Genomic DNA, 21,253 nt, shown 5'->3' on the forward strand with positions numbered 1-21,253 from the left:
CGCTATGGCCTCCAATTTAATTGAAAACCCCGTATCGGAGCAGCAAATCTGTATTAAGTGCGGTCTTTGCTGTGACGGAACGCTTTTTGAACATGCGGCATTGCAAGCTGGTGAACACGGAAGTTTACCAGAGAAGATTGTGGATAATTATCGTAAATTAAAAGATGAAGAAGTTTTTCTGCTCCCGTGTCATTATTTTGATGGGAAATGTACCATTTATGACCAAAAGAAAGCCGTGGTTTGTTCGGCTTTTCGGTGTCAGTTGTTAAAGGATTTTTCTATGGGGCAAATTTCAAAAGATAATGCAGATAAAATAGTGTCTGATGCCCTGAAATTTAGGGATGAAATTCTTGAACTATATAAGTGTATTTTTGAGGTTGATACGAAGCTAAGTTTTCGAGAATTATTGAATGAGATGGGTAAAATGACCGCGCCACCCATCGAGAAAACCAAGGAGTTGGCGTTGTTGAAAGCAAAATGCAATATTTACGAAACTTTACTAATCAAGAACTTTAAGTCAATCAAAACTTTCGAGTCTATGATTGACAGTACAGTAGAATAAAATTAATTACCTCAAGAATGGCACTATTTATACGAAACAATGAAACTATCTCAGGCCAATTGAATGATGACTTGGTGATGGTAGATATTGAAAAAGGAAGTTATTTTTCGCTCAATTCGGTAGCGACCCGGATTTGGGAGTTGCTGGAAAACCCGTTAAGCTCCGAAAGCCTTTATGAGGTCCTCATGGCAGAATACGAAGTAAGCCCCGAGCAATGCCGTACCGAAGTGAATGAGTATCTTGAAAAAATGAAAGAACTGGGGTTGATTCAAGTAGTTGCCTGATTCTCAAGCCAAATAAGTGTTTTCGGTTGTTATTCCGCTCTACAACAAAGCCAACTACGTGGAGAAATCCGTAAGGTCGGTGCTGAGCCAAACCTTCCGAGATTTTGAATTGATTGTGGTGGATGATGGCTCAACCGACGGTGGCTTGGCCCGCCTTCAAGCTTTGGAGGATGATAGGCTGCGGCTCTTACCGCAGGCAAATGCGGGAGTTTCCGTGGCCAGAAATAACGGTGTTAAAACGGCTCAATACGATTACATTGCTTTTTTGGACGCGGATGATTGGTGGGATGAGCATTTTCTGGAACGGATGGCAAAGCTAATCACCGATTATCCCCAAGCGGCACTCTACGCCATCAATTACTACAGCGTAAAAAATGGGTTAAATCGTCCAGCAGTTATTGGCGTTCCAGATAATTTTCAAAGTGGTTACATTGATTATTTTGACGTATATGCCAAAACGTTCTGGGCGCCTGTCAACTGCTCGTACGCGGTAATAAAAAAAACGATTTTCGTTGAAGAAAAAGGCTTTCAGCCTTCCCTGAGAATGGGTGAGGATTTGGATTTGTGGCTTCGGGTGGCGTTAAAGCACAAAGTGGGCTATCTGAATCAGTTTTTGGCGTATTCAAACCAAGATGCTGAAACTTCCCAACGGGCATTAGGGGCAGAAAAACACTGGACAAAGGAAGAGCACGTGATTTTTAATCTGGATTACCTCAACGAATATGAAAATCAATTGCCCAAGCTAAAGTACCTACTAGATGGCTTGCGACTCAGGTCGCTGATTCCTTTTTATCTGCAAAACGCTTACTCCAAAGAAATCAGGGAAATCGTCAAAACAATTGACTTTTCCCGTCATCCGTCTGTGTATCGATTTGTCTATACTTGGCCCAAAGTGGTGGTTTGGGGCTATTTTTCAGGAAAGAAATACGGGTCATTTGTTAAACAGATACTTATTCGTGCGGCAAATAAAGGGCGGAATTAATCCACTATGATTCCAAAAATAATTCATTATTGCTGGTTTGGGCGCGGTAAAATGCCAGAAATGGCTATTCGTTGCATCGAATCATGGAAAATATACTTGCCTGACTACGAACTAAGACTCTGGAACGAAGATACGTTTGATATAAACAGTGTAGTCTATGTAAAAGAGGCCTATGAAGCTCGAAAATTTGCCTTCGTGACAGATTATGTCCGACTTCACGCGCTTTATCATTGTGGCGGAATTTACATGGATACTGATGTGGAAGTGCTCAAAAGTTTGGATGATTTGTTGGTTTATCCAGCTTTCTCGGGGTTTGAAAGTGAAATTGAGATCCCGACTGGAATCATGGCTAGCGAACAAAATGGTGCATGGGCCCGCGAAATGTTAGCCTATTATGAGGGAAGGCATTTTCACAAAAAGGATGGAACGTTGGATATGACCACCAACGTTGAAATTATTTCGGAGATCATGTCGGCCAATGGGTTTGTCTTAAAGAATAGTTATCAGGTTTACAAAGAATGTGTACATATATTTCCGAAAGATTATTTTTGTCCTAAATCTCGGAGTGGTTTGATTACCATTACAAAAAATACCTATTGTATTCACCATTTTGAGGGTTCTTGGCAGCCCATGAAGTACAAAATTAAGAAATACTTTTTTCAAAAGATTGTAGGCCCCATAATGACGGATAAGCTGATACGAATGAAACGTTTTTTGATGGGCGCACGGCCGAATAAGTTCTTATAATCTACTTGAAGCTATGCTGAATTATTTACCGAAATACTACATGAGTCAGGCCATAGGCTTGTTTCTGGTGATTTTTGCTGCTATTTCTGTGCTTTTTATCTCCAATATTTTGCCTTTGTTATGGGTGTTTCCAGTCCTTTTTGAAGTCGTTGCGTTTTTTTATTTCTCGGCGGTTTATACTCGTAAGTGGGCTAATGTATCAAACGTATTATACCAAAAAATGCTTTTTTTGATGGCATTTGCCATTCGGGTGGCTTTTGTGTTTATCAGTTATTTCTTTTTTGACTACATGACGGGGCAGCCCTTTGAATTTGAAGCGGGCGATGCCGTTGGGTATCACGGTGAAGGAATATGGGTGTCGGGTCTGTTGAAAGATGGCAAATTTGGTTTGTATTTGGAGTATATCGGCAAAAATTACTCGGATATGGGCTATCCGCTGTATCTGGGGATTCTGTATTCGATTGTAGGAGACGGGGTCTTGATTCCACGTATTATCAAAGCGCTGTTAGGAGCTTTTACCTGCGTGTTGGTTTACCGAATTGCCAGTCGAAATTTTGGGGAAGGAGCTGGGCGGATTGCGGGTATTCTTGCAATGTTGGTTCCCAATCTGATTTATTATTGTGGATTGCATCTGAAGGAAACCGAGATGGTGTTTTTGGCGGTAATGTTTATCAATTTGGCCGATACGCTTCTAAGGGCTCAACGACTCAATTTTAAAAATGTGTTGCTGCTTTGTTTGGTGGGTGCGTCGTTGTTTTTCTTTCGTACGGTGTTGGCGGTCTGCTTATGGGCATCATTGTTTGTGGCGGTTTTTTTCATTTCCAGCCGTATTTCAGGAACGGGTAAAAAAGTTGGAATTGTGGTATTGGTACTGGTGGCGGGGGGCCTGATTTTTTTTAGTAGCTTGGGAGATAACGTGCAGGAATACTTGGAAGGGGGGGATAAGAATTTGACGAAACAAATGTACAATTATGCTAACCGGGCTGGTGGGAAAAGTAACAAATTGGCCCAATACGGCTCCAAGAGCGTTTTTCTTCCTCTTATGCTTTTGGCTCCTTTTCCTACCTTGGTCGATACGCAGCAGCCCAACGCCATGATGCTGGGTGGGGCGTTTTTTACGCGAAATGTGTACGCTTTTTTTGTGTTTGTGACCCTTTTTGTGATGTATAAGCGGAAGTTATGGCGGAACCATGCGTTACTGCTTTCCATTGTGTTTTCGTATTTATTTGTGTTGGCTTCGAGCGGTTTTGCGCTGTCGGAGCGTTTTCACTTACCCGTGGTGCCTTTTTTGTTGATTTTGGCGTCGTTTGGCATTACCCAAATGAACAGCTCAAACAAAAAGTATTACTTCCCTTATTTGCTGTTTATTGCAGTTTTGGTCATTGGTTGGAATTGGTTTAAGCTGGCAGGAAGGGCCTAAGGGTCATTATGAAAGTGTTGATTGTGTGCAGTGGCAATGCGCCAAATTTTGATTTTCAAAAACATCAGGCCTTTATTTATGACCAAGTAGAAGCTGTCAAAAGAGCCGATCCCTCCATTGAGTTCGATTATTTTTTTATAACTGACAAAGGGCTGAAAGGCTATTTAAAGAGCCTAAAAGAGCTCAAAAAAAAACTTAAAACCGAGCGATATCATTGTATTCACGCCCACGTTGCGGCGTCGGCATTGATGGCTAATTTACAAAGAAAGGTTCCCGTAGTGGCTACTTTTCACGGGTCAGATATTAACGATATTTGGCTGAGATTCCTCTCTTTATGCGTGGAGTTATTGAGCAAGAAAACAATTTATGTAAGCAAACAATTGCTTCAGAAAGCATTTTTTTACTTTAATCACAAAGCGCAAGTAATTCCTTGCGGGGTAGATTTTGGCTTCTTTTTTCCAAGGTCAAAAGAAGTATCCAAAGCTCAAATGGGGTTTTCACCTGAAAAAAAATACATTTTATTCTCATCTTCTTTCGACAATATCGTCAAGAATTATCCTTTGGCCGCCGCCGCGTTGAACCTTATAAATAACCCAAACTTCCAGTTATTGGAGTTGAAAGGTTATCGTCGGGAGGAGGTCGCGGTATTGTTGACAGCCGTAGATGCTGCCTTGATGACCTCACACACGGAAGGGTCACCGCAATTTATAAAAGAGGCAATTGCCTGCGGTTGTCCTGTGGTATCTACCGATGTAGGAGATGTGAAATCTGTGATTGGAAACATCGAAGGCTGTTTTATCACGTCGCGGCAGCCCGAAGATGTAGCCTCAAAAATTCGCCAAGCCCTCAATTGTGTAACGCCGATTAACGGTCGAGAACGGATTCAAAGATTTGATAACGAGTCGATTGCGAAAAAATTGATTTCTCTATACCAAAGTATATCCTAACCCATGCAACCCGAAATAGTAATCATTGATTATGGAATGGGAAACTTACGCTCGGTACTCAAAAAAGTGGAACGTTTGCATAAAAGCGTTCAGGTCTCAGCGGATTTAAAAGTCATTGAGAATGCCCAAAAACTTATTCTCCCCGGGGTTGGGCATTTTGCCAGCGGCATCAAAAAGTTGAAAGAATCGGGTATTTGGGAGGTGTTGAATCAAAAGGTACTGGAGGTGCAAACGCCCATTTTGGGGATATGTTTGGGTATGCAGCTCATGGCAAAATGTAGTGAAGAAGGAAACGCCGAAGGACTGGGATGGCTTGATGCTGAGGTGGTACGTTTTAAGGTCAATGATACCCGTACTTACAAAGTGCCCCACATGGGTTGGAATACGGTGGAGATACAAAAGGAATCGCCCCTCTTTGCGGGAGTGAGCCAAGAGGCGATGTATTATTTCGTACATTCCTATTATATGAAATGTCATGACGCAAAAGATACGCTAGGAAGCACTAATTATGCATTGTCGTTTACATCAGCCATCCAGAAAAACAACATTTACGGGACGCAGTTTCACCCCGAAAAAAGCCATGAGTGGGGCGACCGTCTCATTCAAAATTTTATCGCTTTACCCGCCTAACCACGGATGTTTAGACCCCGCGTGATTCCCGTCCTTTTATTGAAAGACAAGGGATTGGTAAAATCAGAAAAATTTAAAAATCACCGGTATGTAGGTGACCCAATCAACGCTGTTAAGATTTTTAATGACTTAAAAGCCGATGAGCTCGTTTTTTTGGATATATTGGCTAGTGCCGAAAAACGTTCTATCTCGCCTGAGTTTGTCCGCAGGGTAGGAGATGAAGCCAATATGCCATTTGCGGTGGGCGGCGGAATTCGTTCCATCAAAGAAATCAAGGCCCTCGTCAATGCTGGGGCCGAAAAAGTGGTCATCAATACCTACGCCGTCGAAAACCCTGCTTTCATCAAAGAAGCCTCCGAAGAATTTGGGAGTTCAACCATCGTGGTTTCTGTCGACGTCAATCAAAGGTTTTTGCGAAAACAACAGGTTTACACGGCCGCAGGAACCAAGTCGACGGGCTTGAGCCCAGTGGAGTGGGTGCAAAAAATGCAGGATTGTGGAGCAGGAGAAATCATCATTAACTCTATTGAGCACGATGGTACTATGCAGGGGTATGATTGGAAGCTAGTCAAGGAAGTAGCCGAAGCCGTCGAAATTCCAGTGGTAGCTCTAGGGGGAGCTGGAAGCTTGAATGACTTCACCCGTGCTGTTCGTGAATCGTATGCCTCGGCAGTGGCGGCAGGGTCATTGTTTGTGTTTCATGGTCCTCGAAAGGCCGTTTTGGTCAATTATCCACAAAATAAAGAACTTGTACATTTATTTAGTTAATCCATGAAAATCTGTTCGAAAGGAGTTTGGGATGACAGTTTGCCAGGAATTACGTTTGACGAAAACGGGGTTTCTAACTTTGGGAAATTGCAAGAAAAAATGATGCAGGAGTATCCCCGAGGCGAGCAGGGTATAAAAGACTGGGAACAGCTGGTGCAGGATATGAAAACTGCGGGACGGGGAAAAAAATATGATTGCATTGTGGGGGTGAGCGGCGGAGTTGACAGTTCTTATCTGCTGCATATTGCAAGTCGCTACGGCTTGCGGCCGTTGGCTGTCAATCTGGACAATGGCTTCAACAGTGAGGTTGCCGTGCAGAATATTTTCAAAGTTACAACCAAACTGAAGATTGATTTAGAAACTTATGTGGTTGATTATGAGGAGATGAAAGACCTTTTGCGGGCATATATGAAGGCAGCGATTCCGTGGATTGACGCTCCTACCGACTTGGCTATCAAAGCAACGATGTACAAAATCGCGAACCAGGAAGGGATAAAATATATCCTTCGCGGCAATGATTTTAGATCGGAAGGCAAGCAGCCCAAAGAATGGACCTATGCCGACGCCAAACAATTGCTCTTTATTCATAAAAAATTTGGGTCAGGGGTTCGGCTTAAAACCTATCCTTTGCTGACACTGTCCAAAATGATTTATTCGGGCCTGCTCAAAGGCATTAGGGATATTAGGCCTTATTATTTTTTGGATTACCAAAAACAAGAAGCCAAAAAAATGCTGATGGATGAGTACGACTGGAAGGACTACGGCGGTCATCACCACGAAAATCTGTTTACAAAGTTTGCCATGGCGTATTGGTTGCCCGAAAAATTCGGCATCGACAAACGTAAAATCAACCTGTCGGCGCAGGTGCTGAGTGGGGCTTTATCGCGGGCGGAAGCAATGATTCGTCTGAGTCAGCCTTTTGCCCCCAAAGAAGAGCTGGAAAATACCCGCGAATATGTAATGAAAAAACTGGAACTTAGCCCAGATGAGTTTGCAACTATCTGGAAGTCAGAAAATAAAAATGCATTTGATTATCCATCTAATTACAGTCTGATGTTTCGGTTGGTCGATACTTTCAGTCCCCTTTTGAAAAAATTTTATTCCTTCAAACCCATGTCCATCACCGCGCGTGAAGTGATTGACGGGACCGCCGAGCCCGTTCGTTGATTTAAATCAAATTAGTGACGTAAAGTTGAAATGTTTGTCAAAATAATTTTGCAAGCATCAACTATACTGAATGAATAGCCTTTTCTACTTTGGGCATCCTGCACAATATCTTTTTGTTAGGGAGACTCTCAAACGATTGACGTATGCAAATCGTCATCGAATAAGAATTTTGATTAAGACCAAAGATGTATTGGAGGATTTGTTGCGCAACGATGGCATGGAATACACCAATATATTGCCGCAGATACGCGGTAATTCCCGGGCTTCGATTATCTTGAGTCTTTTTAAAAGGACTTTTTCAATGCTACCGATTGTGTTGAAATTTAAACCTGATTTGTTGATTGGTACGGATGCCACAATTGCGCAGTTGGGTAAATTGCTGAACATCAATAGGATTACAATTACGGAAGATGATTATGAAGCAATAAAAAATCTGGGAGATTTAGCCTATCCGTTTACTCAAACGATTCTGTGCCCAAATGTATGTGATGTGGGCAAGTGGGGCACTAAAAAAGTGGGATACGATGGTTACATGAAACTTGGATACTTGCATCCTGCGGTATTCACTGTCAATAACGATGTGTTGAAAAAGTATGGTTTTGTCAAAAAATACATTTTGGTTCGTTTGTCTCAATTAAATGCACACCATGACTTTGGGATAAAAGGTCTTAACGAGACCCTGCTTGATATGATAATTGAAATGGCTTATAGTGCCGGTTGTCAGGTGTTTATTTCTTCTGAAGGCGGCATTGATGATAAATATGAAAAGTATCAATTATGTATCAATCCCAACGATATGCATCATGTTTTAGCAAACGCTCAAGTACTGATTTGCGATAGCCAAAGCATGACCATGGAAGCGGCTATGTTGGGGGTCCCTTCGTTAAGGTATAGTAGTTTTGTGGGCAAAATCTCGGTTTTGGAAGAACTTGAACACACTTATCAGCTTACCGTTGGCATTGCTCAAGGCGATGATACGCAGCTAATGAAACACTTGTATATCATGCTTAGCGACAAGGATATAAAAGAAAAGTACCAAGCAAAAAGGGCAAAAATGTTGACTGATAAAATTAACGTTACGGCGTTTATGGTTTGGTTTATTGAGAATTATCCCCATAGTAAAAACCAATTGAAAGAAGACCCCGCGATTCAAAATCAATTCAAAAAGCAGAAAGTATAAGCAAAAAATCGAAGGTGAGAAGTTCATATTACAGCCTTAAAAACCCCGAAAAAAGCCAACTTGAGCCGATTGAAAAATTTGTAAAGTCGCACCCAAACGCTAACTATTTTCAATCGATTCTGTTTTTTTTTACCTGTAGATATTCAAAGTCAGTTACTCCAGTGTATTATGTGGCCTATGATGAAAATTATGCTGTGACGGGGGTAATGCTGGCTTTTAGGCAAGCGCAGTACCAGATATTTCCGCTCAATTTTTTATCGGCTCGGAGCATTATTTGGGGTGGGCCATTGGTGCAACACAACGACTTGGAGGTATACAAGGGACTTTATCAAATATACCAGAAAGAGCAATCTTTTGCCATTTATACCCAAGTTCGCAACCTTTCGGACCAAAGCGCCTTCCTTACGGTGATGCGTGACTCGAACTTTACCTACGAAGAGCATTTAAACATCATCGTTGACCTAGAGAAAACGGAAGAGCAACTGTGGGCCGAGGTTCATTCCAAACGAAGAAATGAAATCAGACGGGCGCAAAAAGAAGGCACAACGGTGGAGTTGAGCAACACCCCAGATACAATCGCTAAGTGCTATTTGATTTTGAAAACAGTATACCAACGCGCCAAACTACCGCTGCCCAGCATAGACCATTTTGAGGCGCTATTTCAGAACAGCACCCAAGAAGAAGGGCTGCGGATTTTTGTTGCTAAGTATGAAGACAAGATAATCGGTTGTATGCTTTGTTTGGCGTATGGCACTACCCTGCTTGATTATTACGCGGGTGCTTACCAAGAAAATTATGACAAATACCCCAACGACTTACTGCCGTGGGAGGTTTTTAGATGGGCCAAACAGAATGGGTTTACGCGGTTTGATTTCGGCGGGGCTGGCAAACCTGGAGTGCCGTATGGGGTAAGGGAATACAAAAAAAAATTTGGGGGTGAGATGGTGAATTACGGACGTTTTGAAAAAGCCCATTTTCCGATGCTTTACGGGTTGGTGATTAGAGTGTTCAATCTTTGGAGGGTTTTGAAAAAGTGATTATCCCCCGTTTTAAGTATGCTTATTCTCTGAAAGACGTTTTTGGGGGGCTAAAAAACGTATTCAGGGACGGAAAAGTGACCGTTCCACTCTTTCAAACCTTATTTCCAGAGGCCCAAATACAGCTGACCGAGAGCGCAGCAAGTGGTATAAAATATGCATTAGAGGGTTTTGGCCTAAAAAAAAATGCCCGTATTGGGGTGCAGCCGTATACCTGCTCTTCGGTGTTGGGGGCAATTGCAGCGGCAGGATTCACCCCTTTTTTTATTGATATTAATCAAAACCTAAAGCTCAATATCGAGGCTTTGAAGTCCAAAGTTACCGACATTGACGTGCTGATTGTTACCCACACGTTTGGTTTTCCCGCCGACATCGCTGAAATCAAAGCCATTGCCCCCCATCTCCCTGTCATTGAAGATTGTGCCCACGCTCTTTTTAGTCAGTATGAACACCGTTTCGTAGGTACTTTTTTTGATGCCGCCGTTTTTTCATTCGGAAACGGTAAATTTCCGTCGCTTGGAGGCGGAGGAATGTTGGTGATTAACAACACAGACCTGAACGAGCAAATAAAAGAACGACTTTCGACATTGCCTAAACCATCTTTATGGCAAGAGCTAGCACAAATTGTTAAATCGTACGCTAAAGCAGTGATGTATGCGCCGCTGCCGCAGTGGATAATGAATAAAATATTGAGTGAACCTTACCTCAATAATCGAAATAAGACGATAATTAGCCGTGGGAATCAGGAGTTCAATATCTTTAAAAGCATCGAGTGGAGTTTGCCAGCCAAATTGGAAGAAGCCCAAAAAAATGCCGTTGTTCAGAACGAAAACGGCGCCTATTTAGCCCAAATGCTCAGGGGGAAATATGAATTCCTGACGCCGTACCAAAATAAAGTTAATTACTTTTCTTTTGTACTAATCGAAGAAGAACGAGACCGTTTAAGTCGTTACCTGAAGGAGAGGGGTATTATCAGTGGCAAACATTTTCAACACGCGTTGGCTTGGGCGATTGCTTACGGTTATGTACCTGGCAGCTGCCCTGTATTTGAAAAACAGGTCAATCAGGTTTTGACGATTCCGTGTAATTATGGCTTGAATAAGCATGATTTAGACCGAATAACCCATTGTTTGTTAGAATTTCGAAAATTAAACTCTCAATGAAAACCATTCTTGTTGATATAAACCATCCCGCTCACGTGCATCTCTTTAAGTATTTTATACAGGAGATGAAAGCACAAGGGTATCGGGTGATAGTGACGGCTAAAGAAGTAAAAGTCATCATTCGCCTGTTGGAAGCGTATAAGATAGAATACATAAAAGTTGGACAAAAAAAAGATTCTCTCGCGCTGAAATACATCTATGAGTTCTTTCATTTGCTAAAAGTACTAGGGATTGTGTGGAAGTATCGAGTCGACTATGGCATCGGAATTTCGATGGTATTACCCATCCTTACAAAAATAACGCGGATGAAAGTGATTGCCTTGGACGATGACGACCTGACCGTAACACCGACATTTGCCAAAGCCATATCTTTTGCCTCAACTATTCTCAATCCAAGTGCGTTATCGTTTGAAGACCGAGGCCCCAACCGAATATGCCACCCGAGTTTTCATGAACTTGCTTACTTGCACCCCAATCGTTTTGAACCGCAGGTCAGTGTACTCAAGGAGTTGGGTATTGAGCCAGGCGAGACTTTTTTTATCATGCGTTTCAACGTATTTAAGGCGCACCATGATGCTGGCGTTAGAGGGTTGGATATTGCTCAAAAACTTCGTATTATTAAACTACTCAAACCCTTTGGGAAGATTTTTATTACAACCGAGCGCGATATTGAACCTGAAATAAAGGAGTATCAATTGCCCGTGGCACCCGAAAAAATCCACTCTCTCATGTATTTTGCGACACTGTTTGTGGGTGATAGTCAAACCATGATTTCGGAGGCGGCACTCTTGGGAACGCCTGCTATCAAATTAAACTCTTTTGCGGGAAGGTTATCCATCCCGAACGAAATTGAAGAAAAGTACGCCTTGTGTTATTCATTTTTGCCCAATCAATTTGAGGAGATGATAGCCTTGATTGACCGACTGGTTCACCAAAAAAAACTGAAGGAAGATTGGGCGTTGCGTAGGCAAAAAATGCTCATGGATAAGATAGACCTCACCGATTTTCTGGTGCGATTGGTGGCTCATTATCCCGAAAGTATTCGGATGGCAAAAGAAAATCCTGACCGTCGGCTAAGCGTTGCTCAATAAGTTTTACGGTCAATATTTTTAGGCCCGAAAAATGGATTTTACCCTACGCCTTTACCGAAAATTGTTAGAAAGCCTCATCGCTTCAAATTACCATTTTCAAACATTTGAAGATTTTCTTACCTCACCTCAAGAGCGTGCCATTGTGCTGCGTCACGACGTTGATTTGTTGCCCCGAAATTCTCTGGCATTTGCCGAAATTCAGATGGAATACGGCCTCTCAGGCTCCTATTACTTTAGGGCGGTGGAAGTAAGCTGGGACGATAAAATCATTCAACGGATAGCCGCTTTGGGCCATGAAGTAGGCTATCATTATGAGTGCCTGACTACTTGCCGGGGTGATGTTCAAAGAGGCTTGGTCGATTTTGAGCAAAATCTGGAGCGGCTGCGAAAATTGGTGCCTGTTTCCACGATTTGCATGCACGGAAGTCCACTTTCCAAATTTGATTCCCGCGACCTGTGGAAATTTAACTCTTATCGTGATTTCGGTATTATTGGCGAGCCGTATTTTGACGTTGATTTCAGCAAAGTACTTTATTTGACCGATACGGGCCGCCGTTGGGATGGCGATAAAGTCAGCGTAAGAGATAAAGTAGATAGTAAAAATCATCCTTTTAAAACCACACGTGACATCATGGCGGCGGCGAATGCAGGCCAGTTGCCCGCCCAAATTATGTTTACTTTTCACCCCCAACGCTGGGATGACCATAGTGTGCCTTGGGTGAAGGAATTGGTGCTTCAGAACGCCAAAAACGTCATAAAAAAATATTTTTTCGTCAAAAATACCTGAGTGAGCTACATGCTGAAACTCCTGACTATTATCGGGGCACGTCCCCAAATCATTAAATCGGCCGCCATCAGTAGAGCGATTAAAAACCATTATGCATCCAATATTAAAGAAGTGGTAGTACACACAGGACAGCATTATGACGAACGGATGTCGGCGATTTTCTTTGAAGAATTACAAATTCCTCAGCCCGATTATAACCTAGGGGCTGGTTCGGGCAAACACGGTGAACAAACTGCCCGGATGATTGCGGGGATTGAAACCATTTTGGAGAACGAACAACCCGACTTTATGATTATTTACGGTGACACCAACTCCACCTTGGCTGCCGCCGTGGCTGCTTCCAAAATCCACGTGCCTGTGGTGCATATTGAAGCGGGATTGCGTTCATTTAATAAAAAAATGCCCGAAGAAATCAACCGAATTTTGAGCGATCACGTCTCTACTTATTTGTTTCCACCCACCCAAACGGGCTTGGATAATCTCAAAAAAGAAGGATTTCGGGTCGATAATAGGCCACCCTACACCATCGACCGCCCGGGCGTGTTTAACGTGGGCGACGTGATGTACGACAATACCCTTTTCTTTAGTAAAGTAGCGGATAAAAATACCGACATTCTGGAAAAGGAGGGATTGCAGAAAAAGCAATTTTTGCTCGTTACGTTGCATCGAAACACCAATACCGACGATGCTGCGCGTCTGAACGCTATTTTTCGGGCGTTGTTAGAAATTGCAAAATCGGGGAATGAAAACCTCGTTTTGCCGCTTCATCCGCGTACTGCCAAACAGATGGAGATTCTGTTGGAGGTCGAGTTGCGTCGGGAAATTAGCAGCAATCCTGCCATTTTGTTGCTACCGCCAGTTTCGTATTTGGAGATGATTCAATTGGAAAAATACGCAAAACTAGTACTGACGGACTCGGGTGGGGTACAAAAAGAAGCCTATTTCTTGAAAACGCCGTGCCTTATCCTGCGCGCTGAAACCGAATGGGTTGAAATTGTGGAAAGCGGGGCCGCCGTACTTTGTGGTGCTGACGAAACCCGCATTTTAGATGCATACCGCTATTTTATGAGCAATCCCGAAAGCAGCTTTCAAACCATTTATGGTGATGGAAATGCGGCCGAAAAAATACTGAATCTACTCCTCACTGGGGCAGAAGCAATCCCCTAATTAATATGCTTTTTGTAAAAACACAAAAACAAGCCGATACAATTACGTTTTGCTACGTAGTTCTTTTATTTGCGCTTGCGGTTTTGCCCATCAACGGCAAAGATGCAGCATCCATCAACAACACGTATGTCTTGCCAGAATTGCGTTTAGACTATCTGCTTCATTCGTTTTTGCTCGTTCCTTGGATGCCGATTCGGGTATTCTATGCAGAAACGAACCGTCTCAAAGAGCTTTTATGGCTTGCCTGCGGGGTAGTTTTAGGGATAATGACCGAAGTTATCCAGTATTTTTTGACTTACCGAACCTACAATGTCATTGATTTGGCCGCTAACCTGCTCGGGGTGTTTATTGGGGGTGCTCTTTGGCAAATTATTCAACCTATTTATAAAAAATAAACCTGAATCTGGTTTTCTATAGATGCTTAAACCTCTCCGAAGTTATGATGAAAAATAAAACGTCACTTTTCCTAATTGCCTGTTGGTGTTATGGTTATACATCTTTTGCCCAGAATCCTCTCAAAGGAGCAAAGTATGCCGTTGAAGCGGGGGCTTTTGCTTCTACGGCCGAATCCAGCCCTTTTTGGGTGCGCTCAAACCAGTTTGGGGAGGTGCCTCTGGGCAGCCCTGCGTTCTCGCTTCGAGGCGAGTTAAAAAAAGACTACGACAGCCTGACGAATGCAAAAGCCAAGCGTAAACTTCTGTTTGGCTATGGTGCAAGAGCCGTGGCAAATGTTGGCGAGAACAGCCGCTTTTTCTTCTCTGAATTTTACGGCAAAGCCCGCTACGGAGCCTTTGAATTCTACGCGGGACGTCGGAAAGAGATTGTTGGACTCGTCGATAGCACCCTCAGCATGGGTTCATATTCATGGTCTGGCAATGCCCTACCGATGCCTAAAGTCCAAATTGGATTGTTTAACTACGTGCCTTTACTTAAAAATGGATTAATTTCGTTCAAAGCTAATTTTGCGCACGGTTGGTTTGGGTCGGGAGATTCTACAGCGAAATATTTTCTTCATCAAAAAAGTGCCTATTTCCGACTCGGAAAACCCGCCTGGAAAATGAAGTTTTATGCAGGAATCAACCATCAAGTGCAGTGGGGAGGCAGGCCAACGGTACCGTTTATCCAGAGCGGCACCAACTCTCTTATCACCAATTATGGCAGTGATTTGGAAGCCTTTATTCACGTGGCTACGGGCATCAGCCTTCAGGCACTGGGCTACTACAAAAAAAGCGGGCGAGTCTCTGGTGAAGGTGGCAACCGATTGGGCAATCACTTGGGAACGGTCGACATTGGTTTGGAATATGAAAATGAAGCAACCAAGTGGTTTTTTTATCGTCAATCCATTTATGAAGACGGCTCACTTTTTGTTTTAAGCAGCATTGCTGATGGGCTGTTGGGAGCGTCGATTGAGTTGAAAGAAACCAATCAAGGCGTAAAAAAAATTGTGTTAGAATATTTGAATACTTCCAATCAAGGAGGAAGCCTGCAATCGGGCAATCAAACAGCGTTTATTCCTGAATTGAGGGGCGCCGACGATTATTTCAACAACGGGACCTACGAAGAAGGGTGGGTGTATCGCAAACAAACCATCGGTACTCCTTTTATCATGCCACTCAGCGCATCTACGGGCGTAACGCTCAAAGATTTAATCGGTGACTTTCAGCCTAAATCTCCCGTTATGCCCGACATGATTATCAATAACCGGGTCAAAGCGTGGATGTTGGGGATTCATAGCCGAATAAGTCGGGTAAATCTCCTGACCCGCGTATCGTATTCTCAAAATTTTGGCAAATACTATTTGTATTCACGGGTGTTGTTGACTCCTATTGAGTTGAATCAAGTGTCGGTACAGCAGCAAGTTTCGTTTTCGGTAAAAAAATACACCATCAATGCCATTGTTGCTTACGACAATGCTGGGCTTCTCGAAAATAACATCGGCGGAAGTCTGGTGGTAAGAAGGGAGTTTTAATACTGCATGGCAGGAAGAACTCTCGTCAAAATCTATTCTTAACTTTTTTTCTTCTAAATGAATATGCAAACCATAAAATATATAAACGCGGCGTGCCGAATCTGGACTTTTATTCTATTAGTGAGTACTGGCACTTCTTTGATGAGCCAGGCGCAAAACAGCGAAGGTGCTGACTCACTCGTCTACAAAAGAAGGGTGCTGATGAGCGAAGTGCTCCAAAAGGGAGTTCGGGTGAAGAAAAAAAACTTTGAGGAATTATTAAAAGATAACCCAAAAGCCCTTAAAAACTACCGATTGGGAAGTTACATTCGGCCTTTAGGACCGTTGGTTTCGATTGGCGGTATTGGATTATGCTACGTGGCCATCAAAGGGAAACCTGCCTCGGCGGTGGTTGAAGGTACAGTTCACAATTATACTATTCGGAGTTTACCGTTGCTAGTGGCGGGGGTTGGGGCATTTATGGGGGGTATTTGTATTATTGAGTTCTCGCATGAACTTCAATCCAACGCGGTTAAAGCCTATAATTCGAGCCTCGGTGCAAGAAAAACGACCCTTTTGCAAAAAACAAAATTCGGGATTACGCCTACTGGAAACTTGGGCTTTTACGCCCGATTTTAAAACAGATTTTCTCCCTCAAAAAGCTCCTGTATTCATCGTTTTTTGACTTCATACGTATTTTCTTTAGGTTTTCTTCAGGGTATTTTTGGACGTAATTATGTCCAGTCATCCAGATTTATTTTACTTTTGCCCCACAAAAGTTGTGGTTTTCTGTGCCGTGCTGGTATATATTCTGATGCTGCGTCTTTTCAGAATGAAGTATACTCTCGGTCGCCTTTTTTTTACATTTGTTAATGACGTCACTAGCTCCCCTTTTTTCTCCATTACAGGCAAGTCTAGACAACTTAAGTGCTGAATTAAAGTTACTGATTAAGTGCCAGACCAACGAACCCGTCGAAGCAGAGGAGCTCAACGCGACTAACTGGCCCCTTTTTTTACAGTTGGTAAAAAGCCACCGCATGATTGGTGGTTTGTACCCTATTATTTACGAAAATGAATGGCTACCCGTTGAGGTAAAAGAGCGGCTGAAAACAATTTATAATCAAAATAAGCTACGAATGCTCACCCTCACGGCTGAGCTTTTGCACATCAGTAAAGCATTTCAAAAAAACGGAATCAATTCTATTCCCCTGAAAGGTCCGATGCTTTCGTATGTATATAATGGGGATTTTATGCAGCGGGTATGTCACGACATTGACTTGCTACTTGAGCCTGCGCAAATCGAAAAAGCCTATTCGATTTTGTACGACGAAGGCTACCGGATGATGGAGGAAGTTTACGCTACGCCCAAACAAAAAGAGGTGTATCTGGCCAATTTTCATCATTACTGCTTGTATCATGAAACCAAAGATATAATCGTAGAATTGCACTGGCGGCTATTGGCTACCCAAAATATCCTTTCGTTTCCGAATGCAGAGCTATGGAAAAACGCATGGGTAGAAAAAATCTCAGGTATCAACATTCGGTTGCTTTCCAAGTACGACAATTTCCTGTATTTGTGCGTTCATGGGGGGCAACACCAATGGAAACGGCTGTTTTGGCTCAACGATATTGCGGTTGTCATACAAAAAGAGGAGCCAAGATTTATCACAGAAGCCTATGATTTGTCTAAACAAAGGGGAATCGGTAACTACGTTTTACAGGCGCTGCAACTGGCTTCTGTACTGTATAAAATCATCCTGCCAGCATCCATTATTGAGGAAATAGCCCGGAAAGATTCCGTGTCGCATTTGTCCAAAATTGCACTGGTGCACATGAATGCTTTGTTGTCTCTTGATAAACAGGAGCCTTTTTCGCTAAAAACCTTGAGAGAAAAAGTGTCTCGTTTTTGGTTGCATTATACCTCTTCTTATTATTACGGCGATTTGAAAAATGTGGTTTATGAAGCAAAAGCATACTTCATAAATCCCGCCTACTGGTCGGTGTTTGCATTTCCCGACAAGGTATTTTTGTTGAATTATGTTGCGGCGCCTTTTCTTTGGGGGTATCACTTCTTTCAAAAATTCAAGAAATCGGATTTGTAGCGGATGAGAAAAGCGGAGGTCAAGGGCATTTTGCCCTTTTTTTATGCCTAAACTTTAATTAAAAGGCGAAAAATATGAATTATTTTGGGTAAAAAGAGCCTGGTTGCCCATTTTACTGTCAGCAGTTTCTGCACCTAAACCCAATGTTTTCTTCCCAAAAGAAAGATGAAAGATTTTTTTACGCTTCGTCGTAAGTCCATGACGCTCGGTACGGGGTTGTTGTTATTTTACGCCCAAAGTTGTAGTATTCCTCAAAAAAAAATAGCGTCAAAAGAGGTATTTTCGGACCATGTTCGGACCACCGAATTCCGGACGCCCGAGCAAGAAAGGCGTGGGTTTAAGTTGCCACCTGGGTTTGAAATTACCCTTTTTGCGTCGGAGCCACAGATTACCAAGCCCATCAACATGGAGTTTGATGACCGTGGCCGATTGTGGGTTACACATTCGTCGGAGTATCCGATGGCAGCGGCACCAGAGAAGGGAAACGATAAAATTACCATTCTGGAAGATACCAACGGCGATGGCAAAGCCGATAAATTTACCGATTTTCAGGATGGATTAAATATCCCAATCGGCATCATGCCCGTGGCCGACGGGGCTATTGCGTACAGTATTCCCAACGTATATCATTTTACGGACACCAACAACGACGGCAAAGCTGATAAACGCAAGGTGCTTTACGGCGAGTTTGGCTACAAAGATACGCACGGCATGGTGAGTAATTTTATGCGGGGCTTTGATGGATGGATGCATTCTTGCCACGGATTTACCAATACGTCCAAAATTGCGGGCACCGATGGCGACTCCGTCACGATGACTTCTGGAAACACTTTTCGTTTTCGCACGGATGGGCGCCGTGTAGAGCAGACCACTTTCGGACGCGTCAATCCTTTCGGTTACGCATTCGATGAAAGAGGGTTTTTGTATTCAGTTGACTGCCATTCCAAGCCAATTTATCAACTCATCAAAGGCGCTGATTATCCGCACTTTGGTAAGAAGCCAACGGGGATTGGATTTGGTCCCGAAATGATGAGCTATGAGCTGGGTTCAACGGCACTTTCGGGTTTAGTGTATTATGTCGGAGAACAGTTTCCTGCCGAGTACCGCAACAGTTTCTATAACGGCGACGTGGTTACCTGTAAGATAAATCGCAATACGGTTACGTTCAAAGGCTCCACGCCCGTATCTAAAAAAGAAGCCGATTTTTTGGTGAGCGACGACCCGTGGTTTCGACCAGTGGATGTGAAAGTGGGCCCCGACGGAGCGCTCTACATCGCAGATTTTTATAATCGCATAATTGGTCACTACGAAGTAGCGCTCAATCACCCCAAACGGGACCGGACCAGCGGGCGGATTTGGAAAATTACCTACAAAGGAAATCAACCTCACCGCGATATGCCTGTCAAAGATTGGTCAAAAGCGACGATGGACGAGCTTATTGCGTGCTTGCAGCACCCGCAACTGAACGTACGATTGAAAATAGCGGACCGCTTGGTGGATGTTTGGAAGGAAAAAGCCGTTGCGCCCGTTAGCCAAATGATGGCTACGCTGGGTATTGATAACCGTGCGTTTGTGCATGGGTTATGGGTGTTGCAACGATTAGGAACCGTTCCTGAATCACTCCTCATCAAAGCCCTCAATCACCCTGACCCCACGGTGCAGGTACACGCGTTTCGGCTGTTTTCAGAAGCTGAAACCCTCACTGATGCCCACCGATCGATTGTGATTGGGGCCTTATCCAACAAAGACCCATTTATTCGACGCATTGCGGCCGAAATACTGACGCGTTTTCCGAAAGTAATGAACATGAAACCGTTAATGGATTTGTACCAGCAAACCAACGAAGAGGACTCACATTTGAAATATACAACATTGCTGGCCATTCGGACGAATTTGGCGGCCGAGGGGATGATTCGGGAGGTAGCTACATTAAAGTGGAACGATGACCAACGGAGCTTGCTCGTTAAGGCCGCGCGCGACATTCCTTCCGCCGACGTGGCGACGTTTGTGTGGGACTACCTCATGACCCATGACTTGATTGCTGAGGAATTGGATAAAAACCTTGAATACCTGGGCCGTTATGGCTCAGCGGCACAATTGAACGAAATGATATTGCGGATTCAAAAACGTTTTGCGACTGATTTGGACGGACAATTTATGCTGTATAATTCGCTGCGTAGGGGCGTGGCGCAGAGTGGTTTGAAGGTAACTGCGCCCCTTCAGGAATGGGGAGTAAAGATGGCAAGACACTACCTGGAACTGCCAATTGGGGAAAAAGAGACGGCAGCACTCACCACGCGCCGCGTGCAGGCTGTAGAGATTGCGGGTGAATATAAAATGGCGTTGTCGGTACCTTTTCTCCAAAAAATAGTGGCTACAAAAAGCGTTGATATCAAAGTGCGCGTAGCCGCCGCCAATGCGCTGATGAGTCTTTCGCCGCAGGAGAATGTAACCTTGCTCGGCGAGGTTTTTCTGGACCGCTCGGAGCCGATTGCATTGCGAGAGAGGTGGGTGTTGGCCTTGGCTCGTGCGGTCTCTCCAGAAGTTCTTACGTTGTTGGAAAAGGGGTTTATTGGCAGTGCGCGCAGTTTACAAGTGGGCATTGCGGCGGCATTGGCCAATTCGGAGGCGGGAATTGATCAGTTAATTAAAGCCTTAAAAGAAGAAAATGTCAATGCCGACGTACTGGCCGAGGTAGCCGTCAAAGAGCGTTTGGCGGCCAAGGCAAACCCCACCCAGCAGGAGCAATTGAACCACCTGACGGTGGGTGGACTCAATGAATTTGAGGAAAGGCAAAAGCTGATTCAAAGTCGATTGCTAGGCTTTGAATCGGCCAAAGCCTCTCCCGACGCGGGGCGGGCGGTATTTACCCAAAATTGCAGTACCTGCCATCAAATCAAAGGCGTGGGCGGTTTGATTGGGCCGCAGTTGGACGGCATCGGTAACTGGGGGCAAAAAGCGCTTGCTGAAAAAATACTGGACCCGAATCGAAATATTTCGGAGGCGTTTCGGAGTTATAACATTACCTTAAACAACGGTCAATCCATGACGGGCCTTTACCGCCGTACCGAAGGGCAAATGATGGTCTTTGCCAATCCATCAGGACAAGAGTTTTCGGTGGCTAAAAACGATATGAAAGAATACAAAGCCTCCAAATATACCCTCATGCCCGACCAATTCAGGAACGTTATTCCCGAAAAAGATTTTTATGCGTTGCTAGGTTTTTTGCTCAAAACGAAATAGTTAGCCTAACACCGAAGCGACATCCCGA

The 21,253-nt window shown here is 43.7% G+C and carries 20 protein-coding genes; all 20 read left to right on the plus strand.

Annotated elements, in window-relative coordinates:
* Positions 1 to 4 precede the first annotated feature (4 nt).
* Positions 5 to 562: a hypothetical protein gene (locus GVN20_RS26660; RefSeq protein ID WP_166561273.1), complete on the plus strand. Its 558-nt coding sequence runs from the start codon at positions 5 to 7 to the stop codon at positions 560 to 562.
* 17 nt (positions 563 to 579) lie between these two features.
* A complete protein-coding gene (locus GVN20_RS26665) occupies positions 580 to 846 on the plus strand; it encodes a PqqD family protein (protein WP_166561274.1) in 267 nt (88 codons plus the stop codon).
* Positions 847 to 862: 16 nt separating this feature from the next.
* Entirely contained in the window at positions 863 to 1,828 is a 966-nt protein-coding gene (locus GVN20_RS26670; protein ID WP_166561275.1) for a glycosyltransferase family 2 protein, read from the plus strand.
* Between the two features lie 6 nt (positions 1,829 to 1,834).
* Positions 1,835 to 2,575: a glycosyltransferase family 32 protein gene (locus GVN20_RS26675; RefSeq protein WP_166561276.1), complete on the plus strand. Its 741-nt coding sequence runs from the start codon at positions 1,835 to 1,837 to the stop codon at positions 2,573 to 2,575.
* 13 nt (positions 2,576 to 2,588) lie between these two features.
* Positions 2,589 to 3,995, plus strand: a complete 1,407-nt coding sequence (locus GVN20_RS26680) for a glycosyltransferase family 39 protein (protein ID WP_166561277.1) — start codon at positions 2,589 to 2,591, stop codon at positions 3,993 to 3,995.
* Between the two features lie 8 nt (positions 3,996 to 4,003).
* Complete coding sequence (locus tag GVN20_RS26685; protein WP_166561278.1) at positions 4,004 to 4,942, plus strand: glycosyltransferase family 4 protein; 939 nt, start codon at positions 4,004 to 4,006, stop codon at positions 4,940 to 4,942.
* 3 nt (positions 4,943 to 4,945) lie between these two features.
* Positions 4,946 to 5,572, plus strand: coding sequence for an imidazole glycerol phosphate synthase subunit HisH (gene hisH, locus GVN20_RS26690; RefSeq protein ID WP_166561279.1), 627 nt, complete (start codon positions 4,946 to 4,948; stop codon positions 5,570 to 5,572).
* A 6-nt stretch (positions 5,573 to 5,578) separates the two neighbouring features.
* Positions 5,579 to 6,340 (plus strand): AglZ/HisF2 family acetamidino modification protein, encoded by a 762-nt coding sequence (locus tag GVN20_RS26695; RefSeq protein ID WP_166561280.1) that lies wholly within the window; start codon positions 5,579 to 5,581, stop codon positions 6,338 to 6,340.
* Between the two features lie 3 nt (positions 6,341 to 6,343).
* Entirely contained in the window at positions 6,344 to 7,507 is a 1,164-nt protein-coding gene (locus tag GVN20_RS26700; protein WP_166561281.1) for an N-acetyl sugar amidotransferase, read from the plus strand.
* Positions 7,508 to 7,676: 169 nt separating this feature from the next.
* The gene (locus GVN20_RS26705; RefSeq protein ID WP_206023380.1) at positions 7,677 to 8,687 is read left to right on the plus strand and encodes a DUF354 domain-containing protein; all 1,011 of its coding nucleotides are present in this window, start codon (positions 7,677 to 7,679) and stop codon (positions 8,685 to 8,687) included.
* Positions 8,688 to 8,701: 14 nt separating this feature from the next.
* Complete coding sequence (locus GVN20_RS30070) at positions 8,702 to 9,724, plus strand: lipid II:glycine glycyltransferase FemX (RefSeq protein WP_166561283.1); 1,023 nt, start codon at positions 8,702 to 8,704, stop codon at positions 9,722 to 9,724.
* Positions 9,721 to 10,887, plus strand: coding sequence for a DegT/DnrJ/EryC1/StrS family aminotransferase (locus tag GVN20_RS26715; protein WP_166561284.1), 1,167 nt, complete (start codon positions 9,721 to 9,723; stop codon positions 10,885 to 10,887). The genes GVN20_RS30070 and GVN20_RS26715 overlap by 4 nt, the downstream gene beginning before the upstream one ends.
* Positions 10,884 to 11,978: a DUF354 domain-containing protein gene (locus tag GVN20_RS26720; protein ID WP_166561285.1), complete on the plus strand. Its 1,095-nt coding sequence runs from the start codon at positions 10,884 to 10,886 to the stop codon at positions 11,976 to 11,978. The genes GVN20_RS26715 and GVN20_RS26720 overlap by 4 nt, the downstream gene beginning before the upstream one ends.
* 31 nt (positions 11,979 to 12,009) lie before the next feature.
* The gene (locus tag GVN20_RS26725) at positions 12,010 to 12,765 is read left to right on the plus strand and encodes a hypothetical protein (protein WP_166561286.1); all 756 of its coding nucleotides are present in this window, start codon (positions 12,010 to 12,012) and stop codon (positions 12,763 to 12,765) included.
* A 9-nt stretch (positions 12,766 to 12,774) separates the two neighbouring features.
* Entirely contained in the window at positions 12,775 to 13,932 is a 1,158-nt protein-coding gene (gene wecB, locus GVN20_RS26730; protein WP_206023381.1) for a non-hydrolyzing UDP-N-acetylglucosamine 2-epimerase, read from the plus strand.
* Positions 13,933 to 13,937: 5 nt separating this feature from the next.
* Positions 13,938 to 14,327, plus strand: a complete 390-nt coding sequence (locus tag GVN20_RS26735) for a VanZ family protein (RefSeq protein ID WP_166561287.1) — start codon at positions 13,938 to 13,940, stop codon at positions 14,325 to 14,327.
* 44 nt (positions 14,328 to 14,371) lie between these two features.
* A complete protein-coding gene (locus GVN20_RS26740; protein ID WP_166561288.1) occupies positions 14,372 to 15,901 on the plus strand; it encodes a capsule assembly Wzi family protein in 1,530 nt (509 codons plus the stop codon).
* Between the two features lie 63 nt (positions 15,902 to 15,964).
* A complete protein-coding gene (locus GVN20_RS26745) occupies positions 15,965 to 16,519 on the plus strand; it encodes a hypothetical protein (protein WP_166561289.1) in 555 nt (184 codons plus the stop codon).
* 233 nt (positions 16,520 to 16,752) lie between these two features.
* Complete coding sequence (locus GVN20_RS26750; RefSeq protein ID WP_166561290.1) at positions 16,753 to 17,982, plus strand: nucleotidyltransferase family protein; 1,230 nt, start codon at positions 16,753 to 16,755, stop codon at positions 17,980 to 17,982.
* A 165-nt stretch (positions 17,983 to 18,147) separates the two neighbouring features.
* A complete protein-coding gene (locus GVN20_RS26755) occupies positions 18,148 to 21,225 on the plus strand; it encodes a PVC-type heme-binding CxxCH protein (RefSeq protein WP_166561291.1) in 3,078 nt (1,025 codons plus the stop codon).
* The last annotated feature ends 28 nt before the right edge of the window (positions 21,226 to 21,253 follow it).

This window comes from Runella sp. CRIBMP (genome assembly GCF_009905605.1).
Lineage (GTDB): Bacteria > Bacteroidota > Bacteroidia > Cytophagales > Spirosomataceae > Runella.

Excerpts from the sequence above, each read along its gene's own strand:
- GVN20_RS26660 (WP_166561273.1), top strand. The coding sequence starts at position 5 with ATGGCCTCCAATTTAATTGAAAACCCCGTATCGGAGCAGCAAATCTGT.
- GVN20_RS26665 (WP_166561274.1), top strand. The coding sequence starts at position 580 with ATGGCACTATTTATACGAAACAATGAAACTATCTCAGGCCAATTGAAT.
- GVN20_RS26675 (WP_166561276.1), top strand. The coding sequence starts at position 1,835 with ATGATTCCAAAAATAATTCATTATTGCTGGTTTGGGCGCGGTAAAATG.
- GVN20_RS26680 (WP_166561277.1), top strand. The coding sequence starts at position 2,589 with ATGCTGAATTATTTACCGAAATACTACATGAGTCAGGCCATAGGCTTG.
- GVN20_RS26685 (WP_166561278.1), top strand. The coding sequence starts at position 4,004 with ATGAAAGTGTTGATTGTGTGCAGTGGCAATGCGCCAAATTTTGATTTT.
- hisH (WP_166561279.1), top strand. The coding sequence starts at position 4,946 with ATGCAACCCGAAATAGTAATCATTGATTATGGAATGGGAAACTTACGC.
- GVN20_RS26695 (WP_166561280.1), top strand. The coding sequence starts at position 5,579 with ATGTTTAGACCCCGCGTGATTCCCGTCCTTTTATTGAAAGACAAGGGA.
- GVN20_RS26700 (WP_166561281.1), top strand. The coding sequence starts at position 6,344 with ATGAAAATCTGTTCGAAAGGAGTTTGGGATGACAGTTTGCCAGGAATT.
- GVN20_RS26720 (WP_166561285.1), top strand. The coding sequence starts at position 10,884 with ATGAAAACCATTCTTGTTGATATAAACCATCCCGCTCACGTGCATCTC.
- GVN20_RS26725 (WP_166561286.1), top strand. The coding sequence starts at position 12,010 with ATGGATTTTACCCTACGCCTTTACCGAAAATTGTTAGAAAGCCTCATC.
- wecB (WP_206023381.1), top strand. The coding sequence starts at position 12,775 with ATGCTGAAACTCCTGACTATTATCGGGGCACGTCCCCAAATCATTAAA.
- GVN20_RS26735 (WP_166561287.1), top strand. The coding sequence starts at position 13,938 with ATGCTTTTTGTAAAAACACAAAAACAAGCCGATACAATTACGTTTTGC.
- GVN20_RS26740 (WP_166561288.1), top strand. The coding sequence starts at position 14,372 with ATGATGAAAAATAAAACGTCACTTTTCCTAATTGCCTGTTGGTGTTAT.
- GVN20_RS26745 (WP_166561289.1), top strand. The coding sequence starts at position 15,965 with ATGCAAACCATAAAATATATAAACGCGGCGTGCCGAATCTGGACTTTT.
- GVN20_RS26750 (WP_166561290.1), top strand. The coding sequence starts at position 16,753 with ATGACGTCACTAGCTCCCCTTTTTTCTCCATTACAGGCAAGTCTAGAC.
- GVN20_RS26755 (WP_166561291.1), top strand. The coding sequence starts at position 18,148 with ATGAAAGATTTTTTTACGCTTCGTCGTAAGTCCATGACGCTCGGTACG.